This window comes from Nocardia sp. MH4 (assembly GCF_019266065.1).
GTDB classification, from domain to species: domain Bacteria; phylum Actinomycetota; class Actinomycetes; order Mycobacteriales; family Mycobacteriaceae; genus Nocardia; species Nocardia canadensis.
In genome coordinates this window covers 1-26,171 of the sequence record NZ_LPNR01000048.1, presented here as the reverse complement: position 1 = coordinate 26,171, position 26,171 = coordinate 1, and the positions used below count along the sequence as shown (strand labels likewise).

Annotated in this window: 3 protein-coding genes; all 3 read left to right on the top strand. The window is 70.9% G+C overall.

Going from position 1 to position 26,171, the window contains the following annotated elements; genetic code table 11:
* A partial coding sequence (locus ATM97_RS02885) for an Ig-like domain-containing protein (RefSeq protein ID WP_218716360.1) occupies positions 1 to 1,971 on the top strand: 1,971 nt, incomplete at its 5' end.
* Between the two features lie 109 nt (positions 1,972 to 2,080).
* Positions 2,081 to 2,851 carry a precorrin-4 C(11)-methyltransferase gene (gene cobM / locus ATM97_RS02880; RefSeq protein ID WP_218716359.1) on the top strand — a complete coding sequence of 257 codons (771 nt, stop codon included), beginning with the start codon at positions 2,081 to 2,083 and terminating at the stop codon, positions 2,849 to 2,851.
* Positions 2,852 to 3,240: 389 nt separating this feature from the next.
* A partial coding sequence (locus ATM97_RS02875) for a non-ribosomal peptide synthase/polyketide synthase (protein ID WP_218716358.1) occupies positions 3,241 to 26,171 on the top strand: 22,931 nt, incomplete at its 3' end.

The following is a 26,171-nucleotide window of genomic DNA, read 5'->3' as shown; positions in this document are numbered from 1 at the left end:
GGCACCAGCGGCGGCTTCGGCGGCGGCTTCGGTGGGGAGGGCGGCAGCGAGCGCGGCGTCGACGGCGGCCACGCGACCGGTAGCTCCACCGGTGGCGGTGGCGGCGGCGGTGGTGGCGGCAGCCACGGCGGCGGCAAGGGCCACGGCGCGCAGGACGGGAACGATGGTGGCGGCGGTGGTGGCGGTGGCGGCCAGTCGATGGTCGTCCCCGTCGCCGGGCAGCGCCCGCATTTCTACAACGGCCCCGACGGCAGCTACGGCAACCGTGATCGTCTCAACGACGGCAAGGTAGAGCTGATCGTCCCGATCCCCTCGAAACGCAGCCGGGTGGAACTGATCTCGGGCAACAGTCAGAGCGCCTACTCGGGCCAGCCGTTCGCCCAGCCGCTGCGGGTGCGTTTCGTCGACGCGATCCACGGACCGCAGGCGGGCAAGTCGATCACCTTCTCGATGCCCGCCGGACAGCCGCGCGCCGCGGTCTTCGCCGACGGCGGTGACAGCACCCGGGTGACCACCGACGCCGACGGCTTCGCCCAGGTGAACCTGACCGCGCTGCCAGCCGCGCAGCAGGGCGAGCTGACCGGCGGATTCCTGGTCCGGGCCGCGGCCTCCGACGACCCGGCCCACCTGATCGGCGGCGCGGTGTTCCGGCTGCACGACGACCGGGTGCCGACCGAGATCGAGGTGACCACCAGCGCGCCGGATCAGATCTCGCAGGTCGGTCAGCCGGTGAGCTTCAGCGCGAAAGTCGCCCAGCAGCCGGGCACCACACCGGCATTCGGCACGCCGGCCGGGCATGTGCGCTTCGAGATCGACGGTGTCGCGACGCCGGGTCCGATCGAGTTGGTCGACGGGGTGGCGACCCTGCCCGCGATCAGCGGGTTGCGGCCGGGCACCCACCACGTGCTGGCGACGTATCTCGCCGACGACCCGACCCGCGTCTTCGCCCCCGTCTTCGGCAGTGTCGGCCTGCTGGTGCAATCGGTGAAACTGCCCACCGAGGTGCATCTGACGCTGCCGCCGTCGCCCGTCCTCGCCGGCGCGGTCGTCGGCGCCACGGTCACCGTGCCGACGCCGCAGCCGGACGCGCCGAAACCCACCGGTGCGATCCAGTTCGGTCAGAACGGGTCCCCGCTCGGTGATCCGGTGACCATCGCCGCCGACGGCACGGCGAGTTCGCCGCCGCTGCGCGCAGGCTCGGGGACGATCGAGGCGCACTATCTCGGCGACGAGGTCTACGAGCAGTCGCGGGTCGAGGCCGAGCTCACCGTCTACACCGCGACCTCGACGACCACGGTCACCGCCAACCACAATCCGGTCACCTATTTCGAACAACTGGACCTCACCGCGACGATCACCCGTGCTCCCGCGGGCGAGATCGACACCGGCACCGTCCGGTTCGCCGCCGACGGAAAACCGCTCGGCGCGCCGGTTCCCGTCGACAACGGTCTCGCGATCGCCCGCGATGTCGACGTGTCCCACCTCGGCTTCGGCACGCACCTGGTCACCGCCGACTACTCCGGCGACGCGGAGACCGGCGTCGCGCCGAGTCGCGGCACCATGACGCTGTGGGTGCTGAAGGTCGGTCAGTCGTCCGGCGACCACCCCGCTGACGTGGGCGTGCACCTCGACCTGCCACGCACCGCCGACCCGGGCGATCGGGTGACGGCGACGGTCACCGTCACCAATGTCGGCGGTCGGCAGGCGACGGAGGTCGAGGCCAGGCTGTCGACCCAGGGCTGGAGCCGGGTGGCCGATCCCAGCGGCGGCGAGGTGCGGCCGACGCACGTGCGCTTCCGGCTCCCCACGCTGGCGGCGGGCGAGACCAGGACCTACACCGTCGTCCTCGAAGCACCGTCGCGCCTGGCGCTGATCACCGCGTTCCTGCACGCGTCCAGCACCGGTACCGACGCGAACCCGGTGAACAACCTGCATCTCGCGTCGACCTTCGTGCGAGCAGGGTCAAGCTGAGACCGATCCCGCGGCGGCTGGGTCCGGCCCGGCCAGCGACTCGCACGCGGGCCGGACCAGCGCCGGTAGCGGTCGGGAACATGCGGCACGCGCGATCTAGGCTGCTGGCATGACGGTGCATTTCATCGGGGCCGGCCCCGGCGCGGCCGACCTGCTGACGGTGCGCGCGGTGACGCTGCTGCGCGAGAGCCCGGTCTGCCTGTACGCGGGCACCTACCTCGACCCCGAGGTGCTGGCCCACTGCGCGCCCGGCACCGAACTGATCGACACCCAGCATCTCGACCTGGACCAGATCACCGACCGCCTCGTCCGCGCGCACCGGGCGGGCAACGACGTCGCCCGGCTCTGTTCGGGCGACCCTTCGATCTACTCGGCGCTGACCGAGCAGACTCGCCGCCTGGACGCCAACGGCGTCCCGTGGGACATCACCCCCGGCGTCCCCGCCTACGCGGCCGCAGCGGCTGCCCTGGGCGCCGAATTGACCGTCCCCGAGGTCGTCCAGTCGGTCGTGCTCACCCGTACCCGGGCTCGCTCGACCGCGATGCCCGCGGGCGAGGCCCTGGCCGCCTTCGCCGCCACCGGCGCCACCCTGATCCTGCACCTCGCCATCACCCGCCTCCGGGTCCTCGCGGCGGAACTGATCGACGAGTACGGCCCCGACTGCCCGGTCGCCGTCGTCTACCGGGCCAGCCAGCCCGAACAGCTGATCCTGCGCGGCACCCTCACCGATATCGCCGACCAGGTCGAAGCCGCCGACCTGCGCCGAGCCGCCGTGATCCTGGTCGGCCGCGCCCTGACCCCCTCGATCGACTGCGCCGGGTCCCACCTCTACGACCCGGCCCGCGTGCGCGAGCCCGCTGGGACAGACCGGTCGGTGTGAGCCACGCCTCATTCCTCGCGGCGGGGCGGTTCTCTCGCGACGATGTGAGGACGCAGACAAGCGTCAGCTAACGGGGTGGCGACGGCCTACCTGGGCCTATGCCGCGCGGCTATGGACGTGGTTGGTTGCCGGGCGAGCGCACCGGTAGATTGGTGCGATGGTTTGCGACGAGCACACCGGCGCTGCCGGTCCGACGGACGTGGGCATGGTCTCGGCCATGTAACAAGACCGGACGGCCTGACAGATAGTGCCAATGGACATTTTTTGCCTGATTGATTTCGAGAACTGAACCCGAGACGCAGGCGCCACGCTAGTTCTACAGCTGAGGCGCCTGCGTTCCGGTGTCGTCGGGGAGCGCCTGCCCAGGTGTTCCGGAAGCGAGGTTTGGGTTGGACCGGCTGGATTTCGGCGGAAACGGCGAAACTGGTGACGGACGTGGAGACTCTGCGGAGTACTTCCCGCTCTCGCCCGCACAGCTGGGTATCTGGTACGCGCAGCATGTCGACCCACAGGTGCCGATCAATATCGCCCAGTTCGTCGACCTGCGTGGCCGGCTCGATGTCCCGGTGCTCGAGCGGGTCAGCTCCCAGGCCGCCGCGGAGCAGCAGTCGGGCTTCCTGCGCATCGTCGAGATCGACGGCGAACCGATGCAGACCGTCGACCTCACCCTCGACGACACGCTGATCTACGTCGACCTGCGTGGCGAAGCCGATCCCGAGGCGGCCGCCGCGGCGTGGATGCGCGCCGAGTACAGCCGCCCGCTCGACATCGTCGACGACCGTCTCGTGCAGGCCGCGGCGCTGCAGCTCGAGGACGAGCGCTGGTACTGGTATGCCCGCGTCCACCACATCGTGCTCGACGGTTTCGGCGCCAACAACTTCGTCACCCGCACGGCACAGCTCTACACCGCGGCCGTCACCGGCACCGAGGCGCCGGAGAACAAGGCCACCGACCTGCGCGCGCTCTACGAGTCGGAGATCGCCTACCGCGACAGCTCGCGCTTCGAGTCCGACAAGGCGCACTGGGCCCAGCGCGTCGCCGGGCTGGAAGAGGGCAGCAGCCTCACCGGCCGGTCGGCGCCGCCGTCGCCGGTCAACGATGTCACCAGCGCCGCCCTGAGCCCCGCCCAGGACGAGCTGTTCAGCGAGGCCATCGCCCGCCACGACACCACCTCGGCGCCCCTGCTGATCGCCGGTTTCGCGGCGTATCTGGCGCAGATCACCGGTACCTCCGACGTCATCCTGAGTCTTCCGGTGACCGGCCGTACCACCGCGATCATGCGGCGTTCCGGCGGTGTGACCTCCAACATCGTGCCGCTGCGCCTGCGCGTGGGCCACGACACCACCGTCGCCGAGCTGCTGCGCTCGGTCACCACCGAGGTCTCGGGCGCGCTGCGGCATCAGCGCTACCGGCACGAGGACATCCGCCGTGATTCGGCGGGCGACGGCATGGTCGCCACGGAGTTCTTCGGCCCGTGGGTCAACATCATGCTGTTCGACAACGAGCTGCGCTTCGGCGACATGGACGGCACCCTCAACGTGCTCTCCACCGGTTCGATCGAGGACCTGGGCGTCAACTTCTATCAGTCGCACGGCGGCACCCGCTCCCACATCGACTTCGAGACCAACCCGAACCTGTACTCGGCGGCCGACGCGGCCACCCACCACGCCCGCTTCCTGGAGTTCTTCGATCGTTTCCTGGCCGCCGACGCCGCGCTGCCGGTGTGGTCGCTGCCGGTCACCGGCGCCGCCGAGCTGGAACGCTCGCTGACCGAGTGGAACGACTCGGCGCACGAGGTCCCCGCGACCACGCTGCCCGCGCTGCTGGACGCGCAGATCCCGCGCACCCCGGACAACATCGCCCTGGACTTCGAGGGCGCGACCCTGACCTACGCCGAGTTCGGCGCGCGGGTCAACCGCCTGGCCCGGTTCCTGATCGCCGACGGCGTCGGCCCGGAGTCGCTGGTGGCGCTGGGCATGCGCCGCTCGCTGGACCTGGTGATCGGTATGCACGCGGTGCTGCGCGCCGGTGGCGCGTACGTGCCGATCGACCCGGATCACCCGGCCGACCGCACCGCCTACATCCTCGAGTCCGCGGCACCGGTCTGCGTGCTGACCACCACCGGTGACGACCTGGACCTACCGGGCACGGTGGCCCGGGTGGAGATCGACACCCTCGATACCTCCGCGTTCGCCGATACCCCGATCACCGACGACGACCGGCTGGCGCCGCTGCGCCCGGACAACACGGCCTACGTCATCTACACCTCGGGTTCGACCGGTCGACCCAAGGGCGTCGCGGTCACCCATCACGCGATCGTCAACCAAGAGCTGTGGATGCTCGACGAGTACCGGTTGACCGCCGACGATGTCTACCTGCAGAAGACCGCGACCACCTTCGACGTGTCGCTGTGGGGCTACTTCCTGCCGCTGATGGTCGGCGCCAAGCTGGTCATCGCCTCGCCCGACGGCCACCGTGATCCGCTGTATGTCGCGGACATGATCGAACGCCACGGCGTCACCGTGACCGACTTCGTGCCGTCGATGCTGACGGTCTTCGTCTCCCACGCCACGCAGGCCCAATGTGAAACGCTGCGTGCGGTTTTCGTGATCGGCGAGGCGCTGCCGCCGGAGACGGCCGCCGGTCTGCGCGCGATCTCCACCGCGGGCCTGCACAACCTGTACGGCCCGACCGAGGCCGCGGTCTCGGTCACCTACTGGGAGGCCACCGAGGCCGACACCGTGACGGTGCCGATCGGTATCCCCGAGTGGAATGTCGAAGTGTACGTGCTGGATTCGCGGCTGCGCCCGGCCGCGATCGGCGCACCGGGTGAGCTGTATCTGGCGGGCCGTCAGCTGGCCCGCTGCTACCGCGGCCGCCCGGATCTGACCTCGGATCGCTTCGTCGCCAACCCGGTCGGCGCGCCGGGTGAGCGCATGTACCGCACCGGTGACCTGGTGCGCTGGAACGCCGACGGCGTCCTGGAGTACATCGGCCGCACCGACTTCCAGGTGAAGTTCCGTGGTCAGCGCATCGAGCTCGGCGAGATCGAGACCGATCTGCTCGCGCATCCCAGCGTCAGCCAGGCCGCGGTGCTGGTGGTCGACACCGCCACCGGTCAGCAGCTGGTGGCCTATGTGGTGCCCGCGCCGGGCCAGTCCGCCGATCCGGCGACGCTGACCCGTTTCGTCGCCGAGAAGCTGCCCAGCTACATGGTGCCCGCGTCGATCATGGTGCTCGACGCGTTCCCGCTCAACACCTCCGGCAAGCTGGACCGCAAGGCCCTGCCCGAGCCCGTGTTCACCGCCGCCGCGGGCGATTTCCGTGCTCCGCGCACGCCGTCCGAGCAGATCGTGGCCGGCATCTTCGCCGATGTGCTGTCCCAGGAGCGAGTCGGCGCCGACGACAACTTCTTCGAGCTCGGCGGTAACTCGCTGGTCGCGACCCAGGTCGTGGCCCGCATCGGCGCGGCCTTCGGCATCCAGCTGGGGGTGCGCGCGCTGTTCGAGACCCCGACCGTGGCCGGGTTGGCCGCGCGGGCCGAATCCGTCACTCCCGCCGATGTTTCCGCCGCTCGCCCGCCGCTGGTGGCGCTGCCGCACCCCGAGCAGGTGCCGCTGTCGCTGGCTCAGCAGCGGATGTGGTTCATCAACCAGTTCGACCCCGCCGCGCCGACCTACAACCTGCCCTTCGTGGTGCGGATGAAGGGTCGCGTCGATGTCGACGCGCTGATCGCCGCGCTCAACGACGTGGTGGTGCGCCAGGAATCGCTGCGCACCATCTTCCCCGACGCCGACGGCGGCTTCCAGCAGGTGCTGCCCGCCGACGAGTTCGATCTGGGCATCACGGTGACCCCGATCGATCAGTCGCTGCTGCACGACGAGCTGATCCTGTTCGCCTCCACCGGTTTCGACGTCACCCTGGAACTGCCGATCCGCGTGCGGATCTACCAGGTGACCGGCGGAACGACCAATGGCACACCGGAATTCGCGGTCGCCTTCGTCGTCCACCACATCGCCGCCGACGGTTTCTCCTTCGGCCCGCTGGCCCGCGACGTCGCCACCGCCTACCTGGCCCGCTCCGCGGGTGAGGCGCCCGGCTGGGCGCCGCTGCCGGTGCAGTACCGCGACTACACCCTGTGGCAGCGCGAACTGCTCGGCGCCGAAAGCGATCCGACGTCGATGGCCGCGCGCCAGCTCGACTACTGGCAGCGCGCGCTGGACGGCCTGCCCGATCAGCTCGACCTGCCCAGCGACCGCCCGCGTCCGCAGCAGCAGAGCTTCCGCGGCGCCCGCGTCGGTTTCGAGATCGACACCGAGACCCACGAACAGCTGGCCGCGCTGGCCCGCGCCAACGGCGTCACCCTGTTCATGGTGATGCACGCCTCGCTGGCGGTGCTGCTCGCGCGTCTGTCGGGCACCACCGACATCGCCGTCGGCACCCCGATCGCGGGCCGCGGCGAGCAGGCGCTCGACGACCTGATCGGCATGTTCGTCAACACCCTGGTGCTGCGGTCCGACGTCGACCCCACCCAGCCGTTCAGTGAATTCCTCGCCCGCACACGGGAAACGGATCTGAGCGCGTTCGCCAACGCCGACGTGCCGTTCGAGCGGCTCGTCGACGTGCTCAACCCGTCGCGCTCGCAGGCGCGGCACCCGCTGTTCCAGGTGGTGCTGTCGTTCCAGGAGATGTCGCACGGCACCCTGGAACTGCCCGGCCTGTCGGTCGACGCCGACGAGGTCGAGGTCGATATGGCCAAGTTCGACCTGCAGTGGACGCTGACCGAGGAGCACACCAGCACCGGCTCGCTGTCGGGCATGACCGGCGTGCTCACCTACGCCGTCGACCTGTTCGACCAGTCGACCGTCGAGGAACTGCTGCTGCGCTGGCGGCGCGTGCTCGACGCGATCCTGGCCGACCCCGCCGTCACCGTCGGCGCGATCGACGTGCTCGACGACGCCGAGCGCACCGACCTGGTCACCCGCTACGGCGCGCCGGCCGCGGTCGCGCGCACCCTGCCGCAGCTGATGGCGCAGGCCGCCCGCGACACCGAGGCGACCGCCGTGGTGTTCGAGGGGACCACCGTGTCCTACGGCGAGCTGGATCGCCGCTCGAACCAGCTGGCGCGCTTGCTGATCCAGCAGGGTCTGGGTGCCGAGGACTTCGTCGCCGTCGCCGTGCCGCGCTCGCTGGAGTCGGTGCTCGCGGTGTGGTCGGTCGCCAAGACCGGTGCCGCGTTCGTGCCCGTCGACCCGAATTACCCGGCCGACCGCATCGCGCACATGATCACTGATGCCGGTGTCTCCGTGGGCATCACGGTCACCTCCGAGGCCGAGGAGCTGCCCACCTCGGTGCGCTGGCTCGAAGTCGACGACATCGATCTCGACGACATCTCCGACGCGCCGCTGGCTCCGCGTGAGCTGGTGCGTCCGACCGATCCGGCCCAGCCCGCCTACCTGATCTACACCTCCGGTTCCACCGGTGTGCCCAAGGGCGTGGTGGTCACCCATGCCAGCGTCGCCAACTTCTGCGCCGAGCAGATCGACCTGTACTCGCTCGACTCCGACACCCGCGCACTGCATTTCGCCTCGCCGTCGTTCGACGCGTCGGTGCTGGAACTGCTGCTGGCGCTGGGTCGCGGCGGCACGCTCGTGGTGGTCCCGCCGGGTGTCTACGGCGGTGAGGAACTGCGCGACATCCTCATCACCGAGGAAGTCACCCACGCCTTCGTCACCCCGGCCGCGCTGGCCACCTTCGACGCGCGCGGCCTCGACCACTTGCGGGTCCTGGCCGCCGGTGGCGAGGCGGTCCCGCCGGAGCTGGTCACCAAGTGGGCGGTGCGCCTGCCCGACGGCGCGCGCCGCATGCTGGGCAATGTCTACGGCCCGACCGAGACCACCATCGCCTCCAATCTGTCCGAGGGCCTGATCCCGGGGGAGCGGGTCGTCATCGGTGGACCCATCCGCGGTGTCCACACCCTGATCCTCGACGACCGGCTGCGCCCGGTGCCCGTCGGCGTGGCCGGTGAGCTCTACATCGGCGGCGTCGGCATGGCACGTGGATACCACGCGCGCGCCGCGCTGACCGCCGACCGCTTCGTCGCCAACCCCTACGCGCCCGGCCTGCGGATGTACCGCACCGGTGACGTGGTGCGCTGGACCGCCGACCGCAATGTCGAATACGTCGGCCGCTCCGACTTCCAGGTGAAGGTCCGCGGTTTCCGTATCGAACTGGGCGAGATCGACTCCGCGCTGGCCTCGCACGAGACCGTCGACTTCGCGGTCAGCATCGGCCACAAGAACAAGGGTGGCAGCACCTCGCTGGTGTCCTATGTCGTCGCGGTGCCGGGCAGCTCCATCGATGTGCCCGCGCTGACCGAGCATGTCGCCCAGCGCCTGCCCGCCTACATGGTGCCGTCGTCGATCATGGTGCTCGCCGCGATCCCGCTGACGGTCAACGGCAAGCTCGACCGCCGCGCGCTGCCCGCGCCGGTGTTCGAGGTGCGCGAGTTCCGTGCCCCGACCACCCCGATCGAGCAGATCGTCGCGCAGGTCTTCGCCGACGTGCTCGAGCTCTCGCGTGTCGGTGTCGAGGACGACTTCTTCGAACTCGGCGGCAACTCGCTGATCGCCACCCAGGTCGCCTCCCGCATCGGCATCGCCCTGGACACCCGGGTCCCGGTGCGCATGCTGTTCGAGGCGCCCACCGTCGCGGCGCTGGCCGCGCGGGTGGAGTCGCAGGCCGGTGACGGTGCCCGCAAGGCACTGGTCGCGCGTGAGCGGCCCGAGCTGGTGCCGCTGTCGCTGGCCCAGCAGCGCATGTGGTTCCTGAACCGCTTCGACACCGCCTCGGCGGTCAACAACATCCCGGTCGCGATCCGGCTCTCCGGTGACCTGGACGTGGCCGCGCTGCAGGTCGCCGTCATCGACGTGATCGACCGGCACGAGTCGCTGCGCACCGTGTTCCCCGAGTCGGGCAACGGCCCGGTGCAGGTGGTGCTCGACGCCGCGCAGATCGTCCCCGACCTGACCCCGTACCGGGTCACCGAGGACAACCTCATCGATCATCTGATCGACCTGGCCTCGATGGCCTTCGACGTGACCAGCGAAGTGCCGCTGCACGCGCGGCTCTTCGAGATCAGCGAGACCGAGTACGTGCTCGGCATGGTGGTGCACCACATCTCCGCCGACGGCTGGTCGATGGCGCCGCTGTCGCGCGATGTCATCGTCGCCTACGCGGCGCGCACCTCCTGGGAGGCGCCGACCTGGGCCGAATTGCCGGTCCAGTACGCCGATTACGCGCTCTGGCAGCGCGAGGTGCTCGGCTCCGAGGACGACGCGCAGTCGCTGATCTCCTCCGAGATCGACTACTGGACCCGCGAACTCGCCGATCTGCCCGACGAGCTGGTGCTCCCGGCCGACCACCCGCGTCCGCCGGTGGCCACCTACCGTGGCGGCACCTACAGCTTCGTCATCTCCGGCGAGACCCAGCGCGCCCTGGTCGATCTGGGCCGCCGCTACAACGCCTCGCTGTTCATGGTCATGCACAGCGCGCTCGCCGTGCTGCTGGCCCGCGCCAGCGGCACCAGCGACATCGCCATCGGCACCCCGGTGGCCGGCCGTGGCGACCAGGCCCTCGACGACCTGGTCGGCATGTTCGTCAACACCCTGGTGCTGCGCAGCCAGGTCGAGGGCGCGACCCCGTTCGCGGCCCTGCTCGACCAGGCCCGCGAGACCGACCTGCAGGCGTTCGCGCACGCCGACGTGCCGTTCGAGCGGCTCGTCGAGGTGCTCAACCCGCCGCGGTCGCAGGCGCGCCATCCGCTGTTCCAGGTGATGCTGTCGTTCCAGAACAACAAGCAGGCCTCGCTGCAACTGCCCGGCCTGTCGGTCAGCGGCATCGACTACGACTCCCAGCTGGCCAAGTTCGACCTGCAGCTGACCCTGACCGAGGTGCAGGACACCGACGGTGAGGCCGGCGGCATGTCGGCCGAGTTCTCCTACGCCCTCGATCTTTTCGAGGAGTCGACGGTCGCCGCGTTCGCGCGCAGGCTCGACAACATCTTCGCCGCGATCGTGGCCGATCCCGAGGTCGCTGTCGGCGACATCGATCTGCTGGCGCCCGAGGAGCACGCGCAGGTCCTCGTCGACTGGAACGACACCGCGCGCCCGGTGCCCGCCGGCACGCTGGTCTCGCTGTTCGACGCGCAGGTCGAGCGGACCCCCGACGAGGTCGCGCTGGTCTTCGAGAACGAGCGGCTGACCTACCGCGAGCTGCAGGAGCGCGCCAACCGCATCGCCCGCAGGCTGATCGCGGACGGTATCGGCCCCGGTGCGCATGTGGCTCTGGCCATTCGGCGTTCCACCGAACTGGTCGTCGCCATGTACGCGGTGCTGCAGGCAGGCGCGGCCTACGTGCCGCTCGACCCGGACCAGCCCGCCGACCGCATCGGCCACATCCTCGAGACCGCGCGGCCGGAACTGGTGCTCACCAGCCGCCGCGACGCGTTCGAGGCCGACGGCGTCACCGTGCGGGCGGTCGAGAACATCGCCTCGCCCGCCGATTTCGGCTCGGCGCCGATCACCGACGCCGAGCGCACGCAGCCGCTGCGCGCCACCAACACCGCCTACGTGATCTTCACGTCGGGTTCCACCGGCCGCCCCAAGGGCGTCGCGGTCGACCATGCCGCGATCGTCAACCGCCTGCTGTGGATGCAGCACGAGTACCCGATCGACGGCGCCGACGCGGTGCTGCAGAAGACCCCCGCCACCTTCGACGTGTCGGTGTGGGAGTTCTTCTGGCCCTTGCAGACCGGCGCTCGCCTGGTCGTCGCCAAGCCCGACGGCCACCGCGATCCGGTGTACCTGGCCCAGATCATCGCCGAACACGGCATCACCACCGCGCATTTCGTGCCGTCGATGCTGTCGGTGTTCGTCTCCACCCTGGGCAGCAACGGCAACGGCGACGCGGTGCGGCTGCGTCAGGTGTTCGCCTCCGGTGAGGCGCTGCCCGCGCCCACCGCGCAGCGCCTGCGCGAGCTGACCGGGGCCCGCCTGCACAACCTGTACGGCCCCACCGAGGCCGCGGTCGACGTCACCTATCACGAGGTGGTCGACACCGACGTGGAGTCGGTGCCGATCGGTCGTCCGGTGTGGAACACCAAGGTGTTCGTGCTGGATTCGCGTCTGCATCCGGTGGCCCCCGGTGTCGCGGGTGAGCTGTATCTGGCGGGCGATCAGCTCGCCGTCGGCTACCTCAACCGGGCCGACCTCACCGCCGACCGCTTCGTCGCCAACCCGTACGGCGCGGCCGGTTCGCGGATGTACCGCACCGGCGACCTCGTCACCTGGACCCGCGACGGGGAACTGAACTACCTGGGCCGCACCGACTTCCAGGTGAAGCTGCGCGGTCTGCGCATCGAGCTCGGCGAGATCGAGGCGACCCTGCTCGCCCAGCCGGGCGTCGCGCAGTCGGTCGTCGTCGTGCGCGCCGACGCGCACGCGGGCGATCAGCTCGTGGGTTATGTGGTGCCCGAAGCGGATTCGAGCATCGACGTGGCGGCGGTGAAGGCGGGCATCACCGCCGAGCTGCCCGCGTACATGGTCCCCGCCGCGCTCGTCGTGCTCGCGGAGTTCCCGCTCAACGCTTCCGGCAAGCTCGACCGCAAGGCGCTGCCCGCGCCGGTGTTCGAGGCCAAGGTGTTCCGCGCGCCCTCGACCCCGATCGAGGAGATCGTCGCGGAGATCTTCGCCGACCTGCTCGGCGCCGAGCGCGTCGGCGTCGACGACGACTTCTTCGCTCTCGGCGGCAACTCGCTGGTCGCGACCCAGGTCGCGGCCCGCCTGAGCAAGGCTCTCGACGCCGAGGTGGGCGTGCGCACCCTGTTCGAGGCGCCGACCGTCGGCGCGCTCGCGGCCCGGGTGGAATCGCACGCGGGCACCGGCGTGCGCGCCGAGCTCACCGCGCGTGCGCGGCCCGAGCACCCGCCGCTGTCGCTCGCACAGCAGCGCATGTGGTTCCTCAACCGCTTCGACCTGGGCGACTCCGGCGGCGCGGGCACCTACAACATCCCGGTCGCGGTCCGTCTGCAGGGCCTGCTGGACCTGCCCGCGCTGCGTGGCGCGGTCGCCGACGTCATCGCGCGGCACGAGTCGCTGCGCACCGTCTACCCCTCGCACGACGGCACCGCCTACCAGAAGGTGCTGGCCGCCGCCGTTTCCATCCCCGAGCTGGAACTGGTCGAGGCCGACGAGACCGACATGGCGATCTCGCTCTACGAGTTCGCCCGCCGCGGTTTCGATGTCACCGCGCAGGCCCCTGTCCGCCTGCGGGTCTACGAGCTGGGCGAGCGCGAGCACGTGCTGGTGATGGTGGTCCATCACATCGCCTCCGACGGCTTCTCGCTGCGCCCGCTGGTGCGCGACCTGATGACCGCCTACGTGGCGCGCACCGCCAACGCGGAGCCGGGCTGGCCGCCGCTGGCGGTGCAGTACGTCGACTACGCGCTGTGGCAGCGCGAAACCCTCGGCGAGGAGACCGATCCCACCTCGCTGATCTCCGAGCAGCTCGACTACTGGCGCGGCGCGCTCGCCGATCTGCCCGACGAGCTGCGCCTCGGCCACAAGTCGCGGCCCGCGCAGGCCACCTACCAGGCGGGGACCCACCGCTTCGAGGTGCCGGGCGAGCTCGTCGACGCGCTGAACCGGGTCGCCCACGAGCACGGCACCACGCTGTTCATGGTGGTGCACAGCGCCTTCGCGGTGCTGCTGTCGCGCCTGTCGGGCACCGAGGACATCGCCGTCGGCATCCCCGTCGCCGGTCGTGGCGAGCAGGCTCTCGACGACCTGGTCGGCATGTTCGTCAACACCCTGGTGCTGCGCGCCCAGGTTGATCCGGCGGCCTCGTTCACCGAGCTGCTGGCGCGGGTCCGCGAGCACGACCTGGCCGCCTTCGCGCACGCCGACGTGCCGTTCGAGCGCCTGGTCGAGGTGCTCAACCCGGCCCGCTCGCAGGCGCGCCACCCGCTGTTCCAGGTGATGCTCTCGTTCCAGAACCTGGGCCGCACCACCCTGGAACTGCCCGGCCTCACCGTCTCCGAGCTGGGCATCGACCAGCACGTGGCCAAGTTCGATCTGCAGCTGGCGCTCAGCGAGGTGCCCGCCGACGACGACAGCCACATGGACGCCGAACTCGTCTACGCCACCGATCTGTTCGACGCGGGCTTCGCCACCACCTTCGGCGCGCGTCTGCTGCGCGTGCTCACCGGCATCGTGGCCGATCCGTCGGTCGCGGTCGGTGACATCGAACTGCTCGACGACGCCGAGCGCACCCTGGTGCTCGACCGCTGGAACGACACCGAGTTCGCCGTCGACGCCGCGCTGAGCACCCCCAGCGACGACGACCCGGCGACCCTCAACGCCCTGTTCGAGGCGCAGGTCGCGCGCACGCCCGACGCGACCGCGCTCACGTTCGAGGGGACGAGTCTGTCCTACGCCGAGTTCGCGATCCGCGTGCGCCGGCTCGCGCGCTGGCTCAAGGACGCCGGCGTCGGCCCGGAATCGTATGTGGCCCTGGGCATGCGACGCTCGATCGACCTGCTGGTCGGCATGTACGCCGTGTCCGCGGCCGGTGGCGCCTATGTGCCGCTGGACCCCGACCACCCGGCCGAACGCATCGAGCACATCCTCGACACCGCGCAGCCGGTGTGTGTGCTGACCTCCGGCGAGAGCCTGCCCGGCGTGGCCGGGCGCGAGGTGCGCATCGATCAGCTCGACCTGTCCGGCCAGTCGGCCGAGCCGGTCACCGATGCCGACCGGCATCGTCCGCTGCGCTCGGACAACACCGCCTACGTCATCTTCACCTCCGGCTCGACCGGTCGCCCCAAGGGCGTCGCGGTCAGCCATGCCGCGATCGTCAACCGGCTGGTGTGGATGCACGCCGCCTACGGCCTGGCCGCCGACGACGTGGTGCTGCAGAAGACCCCCGCCACCTTCGACGTGTCGGTCTGGGAGTTCTTCTGGCCCTTGCAGGTCGGCGCGCGCCTGGTCGTCGCCAAGCCGGACGGGCATCGCGACCCGGCCTACCTGGCCCGCCTGATCGCCGCCGAGCAGGTCACCACGGTGCACTTCGTGCCGTCGATGCTGGCCGTGTTCGTCACCGAACCCCTTGCCGCGGAATGTGTCTCGCTGCGTAATGTGTTCGCCTCCGGTGAGGCGCTGCCCGCGCCGACCGCGCAGCGTCTGCGCGAGCTGACCGGTGCCGCGCTGCACAACCTGTACGGCCCCACCGAGGCCGCGGTCGACGTGACCTATCACGAGGTCACCGACGCCGACGCCGACACCGTGCCGATCGGCGCGCCGGTGTTCAACACCCGTCTGTACGTGCTGGATTCGCGTCTGCGGCCCCTTCCGGTGGGTGTCGCGGGTGAGCTCTATCTCGCGGGCGTGCAGCTGGCGCACGGCTATGTGGGTCGGCCCGACCTCACTATGGACCGCTTCGTCGCCGACCCGTTCGCTCCCGGCGAGCGCATGTACCGCACCGGTGACCTCGTCACCTGGACGCCGGACGGCGAGCTGGAATACCTGGGCCGCACCGATTTCCAGGTCAAGCTGCGTGGTCTGCGCATCGAGCTCGGCGAGATCGAGTCCGCGCTCACCGCGCTGCCGCAGATCGCCCAGGCGGTGGTCGTGGTCCGTGCCGACGAGCGCACCGGCGATCAGCTGGTCGCCTACGTCATCCCGCAGCAGGGCTCGACCGTCGACACCGACGCGGTCAAGGACGCCCTCGGCGCCGAACTGCCCGTCTACATGGTGCCCGCCGCGTACGTGGTGCTGAACGCCTTCCCGCTCAACGCTTCCGGCAAGCTCGACCGCAAGGCGCTGCCCGCGCCGGTGTTCGCCGCGCGCACCTTCCAGGCGCCGGTCACCCCGGTGCAGCAGATCGTCGCCGCCACCTTCGCCGAGGTCCTCGGCGCGGGTCAGGTCGGCCTCGACGACGACTTCTTCGAGCTCGGCGGCAACTCCCTGGTGGCCACCCGGGTCGCCGCTCGCCTGTCCGAGGCGCTCGACACCCAGGTGCCGCTGCGCGCGCTGTTCGAGGCCTCGACCGTGGCCTCGCTGGCCGCGCGGGTGGAGACCGCCACCGGTCGCGGCGGGCGTATCCCGCTGGTGCCGCAGCCGCGGCCCGAGCTGGTGCCGCTGTCGCAGGCCCAGCAGCGGATGTGGTTCCTCAACCGCTTCGACAACCGCACCGCCGTCAACAACATCCCGGTCGCGATCCGGCTCACCGGCGACCTCGATGTCGCCGCGCTGGAAGCGGCCATCGCCGATGTGACCGCGCGGCACGAGTCGCTGCGCACCTTCTACCCCGAGGTGGAGGGCGCCGGCTACCAGCAGGTCCTGCCCGCCGACGAGGTACGTTTCGCGCTGCCCGCCCAGCCGGTCACCGCCAACGAGGTCGTCGCCCGCGTGGTGGAGCTGGCGAGCGTGCACTTCGACGTCACCCGCGAGGTGCCGTTCCGCGCGAGCCTGCTGCGCGTCGACGACCGGAACCACGTCGCCGTGCTGGTCATGCACCACATCAGCGGTGACGGGTTCTCGCTGCGACCGCTGCTGCGCGACGTCGTCGTGGCCTACACCGAGCGTGTCCGCGGCGAGGTCCCCGCGTGGGCTCCGCTCGAGGTGCAGTACGCCGACTACACGCTGTGGCAGCGGGAGGTGCTCGGCGAGGAGTCCGATCCCGAGTCGGTCGCCGCGAGCCAGATCGCCTACTGGACCGAGCAACTGCGCGACCTGCCCGACCAGATCGAGCTGCCCGCCGACCGCCCGCGCCCCGAGATCGCCACCAACGCCGGTGACCTGTACCGCTTCTCGGTCGACGCCGACCTGCACCGCGCGCTGACCGAGATCGCCCGCGCGCACGGCGTCACCCTGTTCATGGTGATGCACGCGGCACTGGCCACCTGGGCCGCGCGCCTGTCCAACAGCACCGACATCGCCATCGGCACCCCGATCGCGGGCCGCGGCGAGCGCACCCTCGACGACCTCGTCGGCATGTTCGTCAACACCCTGGTGCTGCGCAGCGAGGTCGACCTCGGCGGCCGCTTCGGCGACCTGCTCGACCAGGTCCGCAAGGTCGACCTGTCGGCCTTCGCCAATGCCGACGTGCCGTTCGAGCGCCTCGTCGACGTCCTCAGCCCCACCCGCTCGCAGGCCCACCACCCGCTGTTCCAGGTGGCGCTGACCTTCGAGGCGGCCACCGCCGCCGATGCCGGCACCGTCGCCCTGCCGGGCCTCGACCTCGACGTCGTCGACTTCGACCCGGGCACCGCGAAGTTCGACGTGCAGCTGACCGTGGGCGAGGCCGCCGACGGCTCGCTGGCGATGTCCTGGAACTACGCCACCGATCTGTTCGACGCCGAGACCGTCGCCGCCTTCGGCGATCGCCTGGTGCGCATCCTGCGCACCGTCGCGGACAACCCCGACGTGATCGTCGGCGACATCGACCTGCTCGGCGAGGCCGAACAGCGCGATGTCGCGCAGCGCTGGGTGTCCTCCGGCGCCGACGCCATCGCCCTGCCGGTGATCCACGACGCCAGCACCCCGGCGGGTCACCGTCGCGGGCTGTTCGGCAACAAGCACACGACGCTGGTCGACCTGTTCGACGCGGCGGCCGCGGCCTACCCCGATCGCATCGCCGCCAAGTTCGGCGTCGAGTCGCTGACCTACGCCGAGCTCGATCGGCGCGCGAATGTGCTGGCGCGCAGGCTGATCGACGACGGCGCCGGCCCCGAGTCGCTGGTCGCGGTGATCCTGCCGCGCTCGCTCGATCTCGTCGTCGCGCTGCTCGCCGTGGTCAAGACCGGCGCGGGCTACGTGCCGGTCGACCCGACCTACCCGGCCGAGCGCATCGCCTACGTGCTCGAGGACTCCCGTCCCACCAGCGTGGTCCTCGACTCCACCGTGCAGGTGACGGTGCCCGCGCACCTGCCCTCGGTGGTGCTCGACGGGTTCGCCGTGGAGACCGGCAATATCGAGGACGCCGACGATCTGCCGATCACCGACGCCGACCGGATCGCGCCGCTGTCGCCGGACAACGTCGCCTACGTCATCTACACCTCCGGCTCGACCGGTCGCCCCAAGGGCGTCGCGGTCGCGCACCGGAACGTGGTGCGGCTGTTCGCCAACACCGACCGCGACTTCGGCTTCGGCCCGCGCGATGTGTGGACGCTGTTCCACTCCTACGCCTTCGACTTCTCGGTGTGGGAGCTGTGGGGTCCGCTGCTGTTCGGCGGCTCGCTGATCGTCGTCGACTACTACACCTCGCGTTCGCCCGAGCAGTTCCTGGAACTGCTGCGTGTGGAGCAGGTGACGGTGCTCAACCAGACGCCGTCGGCGTTCTACCAGCTCGCCGAGGCCGACCGGATCGCCGGACCCGGCCTGGCGCCGCTGGCCCTGCGCTACGTCGTCTTCGGCGGTGAGGCGCTGGAACTGCGCCGCCTGTCGGATTGGGTTGCCCGCCACGGCGACAGCTCGCCGACGCTGGTCAACATGTACGGCATCACCGAGACCACGGTGCACGTGTCGTTCCGCGCGCTGGACGCGAAGACCATTGCCGCCGCGGCTGGTTCGGTCGTCGGCCGGGCCATCGCCGGCCTGGGCGTGTACGTGCTGGACAACCGGCTGCGGCCGGTGCCGGTGGGTGTCGCCGGTGAGATGTATGTGGCCGGACCGCAGTTGGCGCGCGGCTACCTCGGTCGCCCCGACCTGACCGCGACCCGCTTCGTCGCCAACCCGCTCGCGGGCCCGAGCCAGGCGGGCTCGCGCCTGTACCGCTCCGGCGACCTCGCGCGCTGGAACCGCTTCGGCGAGCTCGAATACCTCGGCCGCGCCGACGATCAGGTGAAGGTCCGCGGCTTCCGCATCGAGCTCGGTGAGATCGAAGCCGCCGTGCTGGCCCAGCCCGGCATCGCCCAGGCCGCGGTCATCGTGCGCGAGGATCAGCCGGGCGACCAGCGCATCGTCGCCTACGTGGTCGCCGACGGCGACGCCCAGCCCGACCTCGACGTCGTGCGCAGCGGTGCCGCCGAACAGCTGCCCGCCTACATGGTTCCGGCCGCGCTGGTCCGCCTCGAGTGGATCCCGCTGACCGTCAACGGCAAGCTGGACCGTCGCGCTCTGCCCGCTCCGGCGGTGCAGGCCAGGGCCTTCCGCGCCCCGGTCACCCCGGTACAGGAGACCGTCGCGGCGGTCTTCGCCGACGTGCTCGGCCTGGACCGGGTCGGCGTCGACGACGACTTCTTCGACCTCGGCGGCAACTCGCTCATCGCCACCCGCGTGGTCGCCCGCATCGGCGCGGCGCTCGGCGCCACCGTGCCGGTGCGCGCGCTGTTCGAGGCCTCCACCGTGGAAGCCCTTGCGGCGCGGGTGGAATCGCACACCGGCGGCACCGCCCGCGCGGCGCTGGTCGCCCGTGAGCGCACCGAAGGTGAACTGGTGCCGCTGTCGTTCGCGCAGCAGCGCATGTGGTTCCTCAACAAGTACGACACCACCTCGGCGGCCTACAACCTGCCCGTCGCGATCCGCCTCACCGGCGCGCTCGACACCGAAGCGCTGGCGCTGGCGCTGGCCGACCTGGTGCGCAGGCACGAATCGCTGCGCACCCGCTACCCCGAGCACGGCGGCACCCCGGTGCAGCAGATCGTCGCGGCCGAACGCATCTCGCTGGATCTGCGCCCGGTCACGGTCGCCCAGGAGCAGCTGTTCGGCACCGTGACCGAGTTCGTGTCCACCGGTTTCGATGTGGCCGAACAGGTTCCGCTGCGTGCGCGCCTGTTCAAGGTCACCCCCGAGTCCGCTGGCGGTGCTCCCTCCGGGCGCGCCGACGCCGAGCATGTGCTGGTCGTGGTCGTGCACCACATCGCGGCTGACGGTTTCTCCATCGCGCCGCTGACCCGCGACGTGATGCTGGCCTACACCGCTCGCGCCCAGGGCACCGCGCCCGGCTGGGCGCCGCTGCCGGTGCAGTACGCCGATTTCGCGATCTGGCAGCGCGCGGTGCTCGGCACCGAGGACGACGCCGACTCGCTGATGTCGCGCCAGGTCGGGTACTGGCAGCGCCAGCTCGCCGGTGTCCCCGACGAGCTGACCCTGCCGTTCGACCGTGCCCGCCCGGCCATCGCCTCGCATCGCGGCGCCACCGTGCACCGCGAGCTGGCGCCCGAGCTCATCGCCAAGCTCGACGAGGTGGCCCGCCGCCAAGGCGCGTCGCTGTTCATGGTCATGCACACCGCGCTGGCGGTGCTGCTCTCGCGCCTGTCGGGCTCCGACGACATCGCCATCGGCACGCCCATCGCGGGCCGTGGTGAACAGGCCCTCGACGACCTGGTCGGCATGTTCGTCAACACCCTGGTGTTGCGCACCGGCGTGCGCCCGGCCGAGTCGTTCACCGACCTGCTCGAGCAGGCCCGCAAGGCCGACCTCGACGCCTACGGCAACGCCGACGTGCCGTTCGAGCGCCTGGTGGAACTGCTGGCGCCGGAGCGCTCGCAGTCGCGCAACCCGCTGTTCCAGGTGATGCTGGCCTTCCAGAACCTGGACCGCACCACCCTGGAACTGCCCGGCCTGGCCGTCTCGGCGCTCGATCTCGACGAGAGCGTCGCCCGCTTCGACCTGCAGTTCACCCTGTCCGAACTCGGTGAGCCGGGCAGCGGCGGCATGGCGCTGGCCCTGAACTACGCCACCGAACTGTTCGACGAGGCCACCGTCGACACCATCGCGACCCGCTGGGAGCGCGTGCTCGAAGCCGTCGCCGCCGACGCCACGGTCACCGTCGGCGCCATCGATGTCCTCGATGCCGCCGAGCGGGCCGATCTGGTGTCGCGCGTCGGCGAGCCGCCGGTGCCCGCGCGCACCCTGCGCAGCCTGCTGGCCGAGGCCGTCGCGCTGAACCCGACCGGCGACGCCGTCGTGTTCCAGGGGACAGCTCTGTCCTACGCCGAGCTGGATGAGCGCTCGAACCGCTTGGCGCGCTTGCTGATCGCCGAGGGGATCGGCGCCGAGGACCTCGTCGCCGTCGGCGTGCCGCGCTCGGCCGACTCGGTGCTGGCCGCCTGGGCCGTCGCCAAGACCGGCGCCGCCTTCGTGCCGGTCGACCCGACCTACCCGGCCGACCGCATCGCCCACATGGTCACCGACTCGGGTTCACCGCTGGGCCTCACCGTCGCCTCCGTGCGCGCGGGCCTGCCGGAATCGGCACGGTGGCTGGTGCTCGACGAGCTGGACCTGGACGCCTTCGACGGCGGCCCGATCGCGGATTCGGAACTGGTCCGCGCGACCATGCCCGAGCAGCCCGCCTACGTCATCTACACCTCCGGCTCGACCGGTGTGCCCAAGGGCGTCGTGGTCACCCACGCCGGCCTGGCCAACTTCGGCGAGGAGCAGGCCCAGCGCTACGCCCTCGATACCGATACCCGCGCACTGCATTTCGCCTCGCCCTCGTTCGACGCCTCGATCCTGGAACTGCTGCTGGCGCTGGCCCGCGGCGGCGCGCTGGTCGTCGTCCCGCCGGGTGTCTACGGCGGTGACGAACTGTCCGAGCTGATCCGCGCCGAGCGGGTCACCCACGCCTTCATCACCCCCGCAGCGCTGGCGACCTTCGACCCGAGCGGCCTGGATTCGCTGCGGGTGCTGGTCGCCGGTGGTGAGGCGGTGCCCGCCGATCTGGTGAGCAAGTGGGCGGTTCCGTTGGCGGACGGCACGACTCGCGCCTTCCATAACGGTTACGGTCCCACCGAGACCACGATCATGACCAACATCAGCGCCGCGCTGACCCCGGGCGAGCTGGTCACCATCGGTGGCCCGACGCGCGGCATGCGCTCGCTGATCCTGGACGCCCAGCTCCAGCCCGTTCCGGTGGGTGTCGCGGGTGAGCTGTATCTGTCGGGCATCCAGCTGGCGCGCGGCTACCACGCCCGCGCCGGGCTGACCGCCGACCGGTTCGTCGCCGATCCGTTCGTGCCGGGGGAGCGGATGTACCGCACCGGTGACGTCGTGCGCTGGACCGCCGACGGCACCGTCGAATACGTCGGCCGCTCCGACTTCCAGGTCAAGATCCGCGGTTTCCGTATCGAACTGGGCGAGATCGACTCCGCGCTCGCCTCGCACGAGACCGTCGACTTCGCGACCACCATCGGCCACAAGAGCACGGCGGGCGCGGTCTCGCTGGTCGCGTATGTGGTTGCCGCGCCGGGCCATTCGATCGACGTCGCGGCGCTGACCGCGCACGTCGAGGACCGCCTGCCCGCCTACATGGTGCCGTCGTCGATCATGGTGATCGACCACGTGCCGCTGACTCCGGTCGGCAAGCTCGACCGTAAGGCGCTGCCGGAGCCGGTGTTCGCCACCGAGGTCACCTTCCGGGCCGCGCGCACCTCGATCGAGCAGACCATCGCCGAGGTCTTCGCCGAGGTGCTCGGGGTCGAGCGCGTCGGCGTGGACGACTCGTTCTTCGCCCTGGGCGGTGACTCGATCGTCTCCATTCAGCTCGTCTCCCGGGCCAAGGCCCGCGGCGTGCTGTTCACTCCGCGCCACGTCTTCGAACAGCGCACCGTCGCCGGGCTGGCCTCGGTCGCCGAGACCGCCGAGGTCGGTTCGGCCGCCGCCGTCACGCTGGCCGAGCTGCCCGGCGGTGGCGTCGGCGAGATGCCGCTGACCCCGGTCGTCCGGTTCATGGCCGAGCGGTCCGGCTCGTTCGACCGGTTCAACCAGACCATGGCGCTGGAACTGCCGGTCGGCATCGACCGCGCGGGCATCGCCGCCACTGTCGGCGCGGTCATCGACCGCCACGACATGCTGCGTTCGCGCCTGCACCAGGTCGACGGCCGCTGGGTCGTCGACACCGCGCCCGCCGGCGCGGTCGACGCCGACGCGCTGATCGACCACAGCACCTTCCCGGCCGATGCCACCGACGACCAGCTGATCGAGATCGCCTCCGCCGCACTGGATGCCAGCCTGGACCGGCTCGATCCCGCCGCGGGCGTCGTCGTTCGGTTCGTCTGGCTGGAGCCGTCCGCCGCGACCGCCCCGGCTATCTCGCTGCCCGGTGATGCCGCCCCGACCGGCGACACCGCCGCGAGCGTTTCCGGCGACACGACCTCGGCGACCGCCACCGACGCCGCGGCGTCGTCCGCCGGATCCCGGTCCGTCGCGCGGGCAGGTCGCCTGATCGTCGTCGCCCACCACCTCGTGGTCGACGGCGTGTCCTGGCGCATCCTGGTGCCCGACTTCGTCGCTGCCTGGGGCCAGCTCTCCGCCGGCCAGCAGCCGGAACTGGTCGCCCCGGCCACCTCCATGCGGGCCTGGGCGCACGCGCTCGCCGACGAGGCGCGCAGCCCCGAACGCGCCGCCGAACTCGACTTCTGGCGCGAGGTCGTCGCCACCCCGGATCCGCTGCTCACCGAGCGGCCGATGAACCCGGCCGTCGACGTCTCCGGCGTCATCGAGAAGCTGCCGGTCGAGGTGTCGGCCGAGGTCACCAAGGCCCTGCTGACCACCGTCCCGGCGTTGTTCCATGGTGGCGTCAACGACGGTCTGCTCACCGCCCTCGCACTGGCCGCGGCCAAGTGGCGCTCGACTCGCGTCGGCGCCACGGGCTCGACCACCCGTGCGGTCCTGGGCGACGGATCCGCTGCCGGTGACGGCCACCGCGCCGACAACGACGCACTGCTGGTCCGGCTCGAAGGCCATGGCCGCGAGGAAGAGGTCGCGCCCGGCGCCGACCTGTCGCGCACCGTCGGCTGGTTCACCGCTATTTTCCCGGTCCGCCTGGACCTGGCCGGTATCGACATCGACGCCGCGCTCGCCGGTGGTCCCGCGCTCGGTCAGGCCGTCAAGGCGGTCAAGGAGCAGCTGCTCGCCGTGCCCGACAAGGGCATCGGCTACGGCCTGCTGCGGTACATGAACGCCGAGACCGCGGCGGAACTGCCCACCCAGCTGCCCGGCCAGATCAGCTTCAACTACCTGGGCCGCGTCGCCGACAGCGACGTGCCCGACGCGCTGCGCGGCTTCGGCTGGATTCCCGCGCCCGAGCTGGCCGCCCTCGGCGGCGCCTACGACGCCGACATGCCCGCCATGGCGCCGTTGGACGTCAACGCGATCGTCGTCGGCGACAAGCTCAGCGCCAATATCGGCTACCCGAGCACCCTGCTCGCCGCCGCCGAGGTGCGCGAGTTCGCCGACTTGTGGGTTACCGCGCTGGAAGCCGTCGCCCGGCACGCCAACTCGGCCGACGCGGGTGGCCACACGCCGTCCGATTTCGCGCTGGTGCGCTCCACCCAGGGCGATATCGACGTCTGGGAGAAGCGCTACCCCGAGCTGACCCAGGTGTGGCCGCTGGCCGCGCTGCAGGCCGGTCTGTTCTTCCACGCCCGTCTGGCCGCCAGCTCGGTCGACGTCTACACCGCGCAGGCGGTCCTGACGCTCACCGGTCGCGTCGACGCCACCCGTCTGCGCGCCGCCGCCCAGGCTCTGCTGGACCGGCACGAGACCCTGCGCACGGCGTTCGTCACCGACCACGACGGCAATGCCGTCCAGATCGTCCTCGAGCACGCCGAGGTGGCCTGGACCGAACACGACCGCACCGAAACGGGCGAGTTCGCCGACCTCGTCGAGGCCGACCGCCATGCCCGCTTCGACCTGGCCGCGCCGCCGCTGATCCGGTTCACCCTGATCCGCATCGCCGAGAACGAGTGGCGCTTCGTGGTGTCCAACCACCACATCCTGCTCGACGGCTGGTCGACGCCGCTGGTCATGCGCGACCTGCTCGCGCTCTACGCCCTGCACGGCGACACGAGCGCGCTGCCCGCGGTCCGCTCCTACCGCCACTTCCTGGAATGGGTTGCCCAGCAGGATCACTCGGTGTCGGTCGCGGCATGGTCCGCCGCGCTGCGCGGCGTCACCGAGCCGACTCTGCTGGCCCGCCCCGACGCCAGCCGCGAGATCGCGGCGCTGTCGGAGGAGTACCTGTTCGACCTGGACGAGCCGACCACGGCCCGCCTGGTCGCGCTGGCCGCCGACCTCGGGGTCACCCCGAACACCGTGCTGCAGGTCGCCTGGTCGATCGTGCTCGGCCGGATGACCGGCCGCGACGACGTGCTGTTCGGCACCACCGTCTCGGGCCGCCCGGCACAGCTGTCGGGCGTGGAATCCATGGTCGGCCTGTTCATCAACACCGTCCCGGTGCGCGTGCGCTTCGACGCCGCCGAATCGGTGCGCGAGGTGCTGACCCGGACCCAGGGCGAGCAGGCCGACCTGCTCGACCACCACTACATCGGCCTGGCCGACATCCAGTCGGCCGCGGGCATCGGCGCCCTGTTCGACTCGCTGGTGGTCTTCGAGTCCTACCCGGTCGACGCCGAGGGCATCAAGGCCCAGGCCGCCGACATCGACGGCATGGCCGTCACCGGTCTGGATGCCGCCGACGCGACCCACTACCCGCTGTCGCTGATCGCCCAGCTGGACACGCAGCTCCGTATCCGGGCCGGCTACCTGAGCGATCTGTTCGACGCCGCCACCGTGCACCGCATCGCCGAGCGCCTGATCCGGGTGCTCACCGCGATCACCACCGAACCCGGTGTGGCCGTGGGCGATATCGAGCTGCTCGACGCCGCCGAACGCGAACTGGTCGTGCGCGACTGGAACGCCACCGCGCACGAGGTCGACACCACGGCCACCCTCGTCTCGATGTTCGAGGCGCAGGTGGCGCGCACCCCGCAGGCCACCGCCCTCAGCTTCGAAGGCGAGAACCTGTCCTACGCCGAGTTCGCCCAGCGGGTCTACCGCCTGGCGCGCTGGCTGATCGATCGCGGTGTCGGCCCGGAAACCTATGTGGCCCTGGGTATGCGCCGCTCGATCGACCTGGTGGTCGGCATGTACGCGGTGAGCGTGGCCGGTGGCGCGTACGTGCCGCTCGATCCCGATCACCCGGCCGAGCGCACGGAATACATTCTGGCGACGGCGGATCCGGTGTGTGTGCTCACCTCGGGCACCGATCTGGAGATCGACACCGCGCAGGTCCGCATCGACCTGCTCGACCTGGTCGGCTACGCCGACACCCGCATCACGAATGCCGAGCGCACGGCGCCGCTGCGTCCGTCGAACACCGCGTATGTGATCTTCACGTCGGGTTCGACGGGTCGTCCGAAGGGTGTCGCGGTCAGTCATGGCGCGATCGTCAACCGTCTGGTGTGGATGCAGGCGGCTTACGGTCTGACCGGCGACGATGTGGTGTTGCAGAAGACTCCGGCCACGTTCGACGTGTCGGT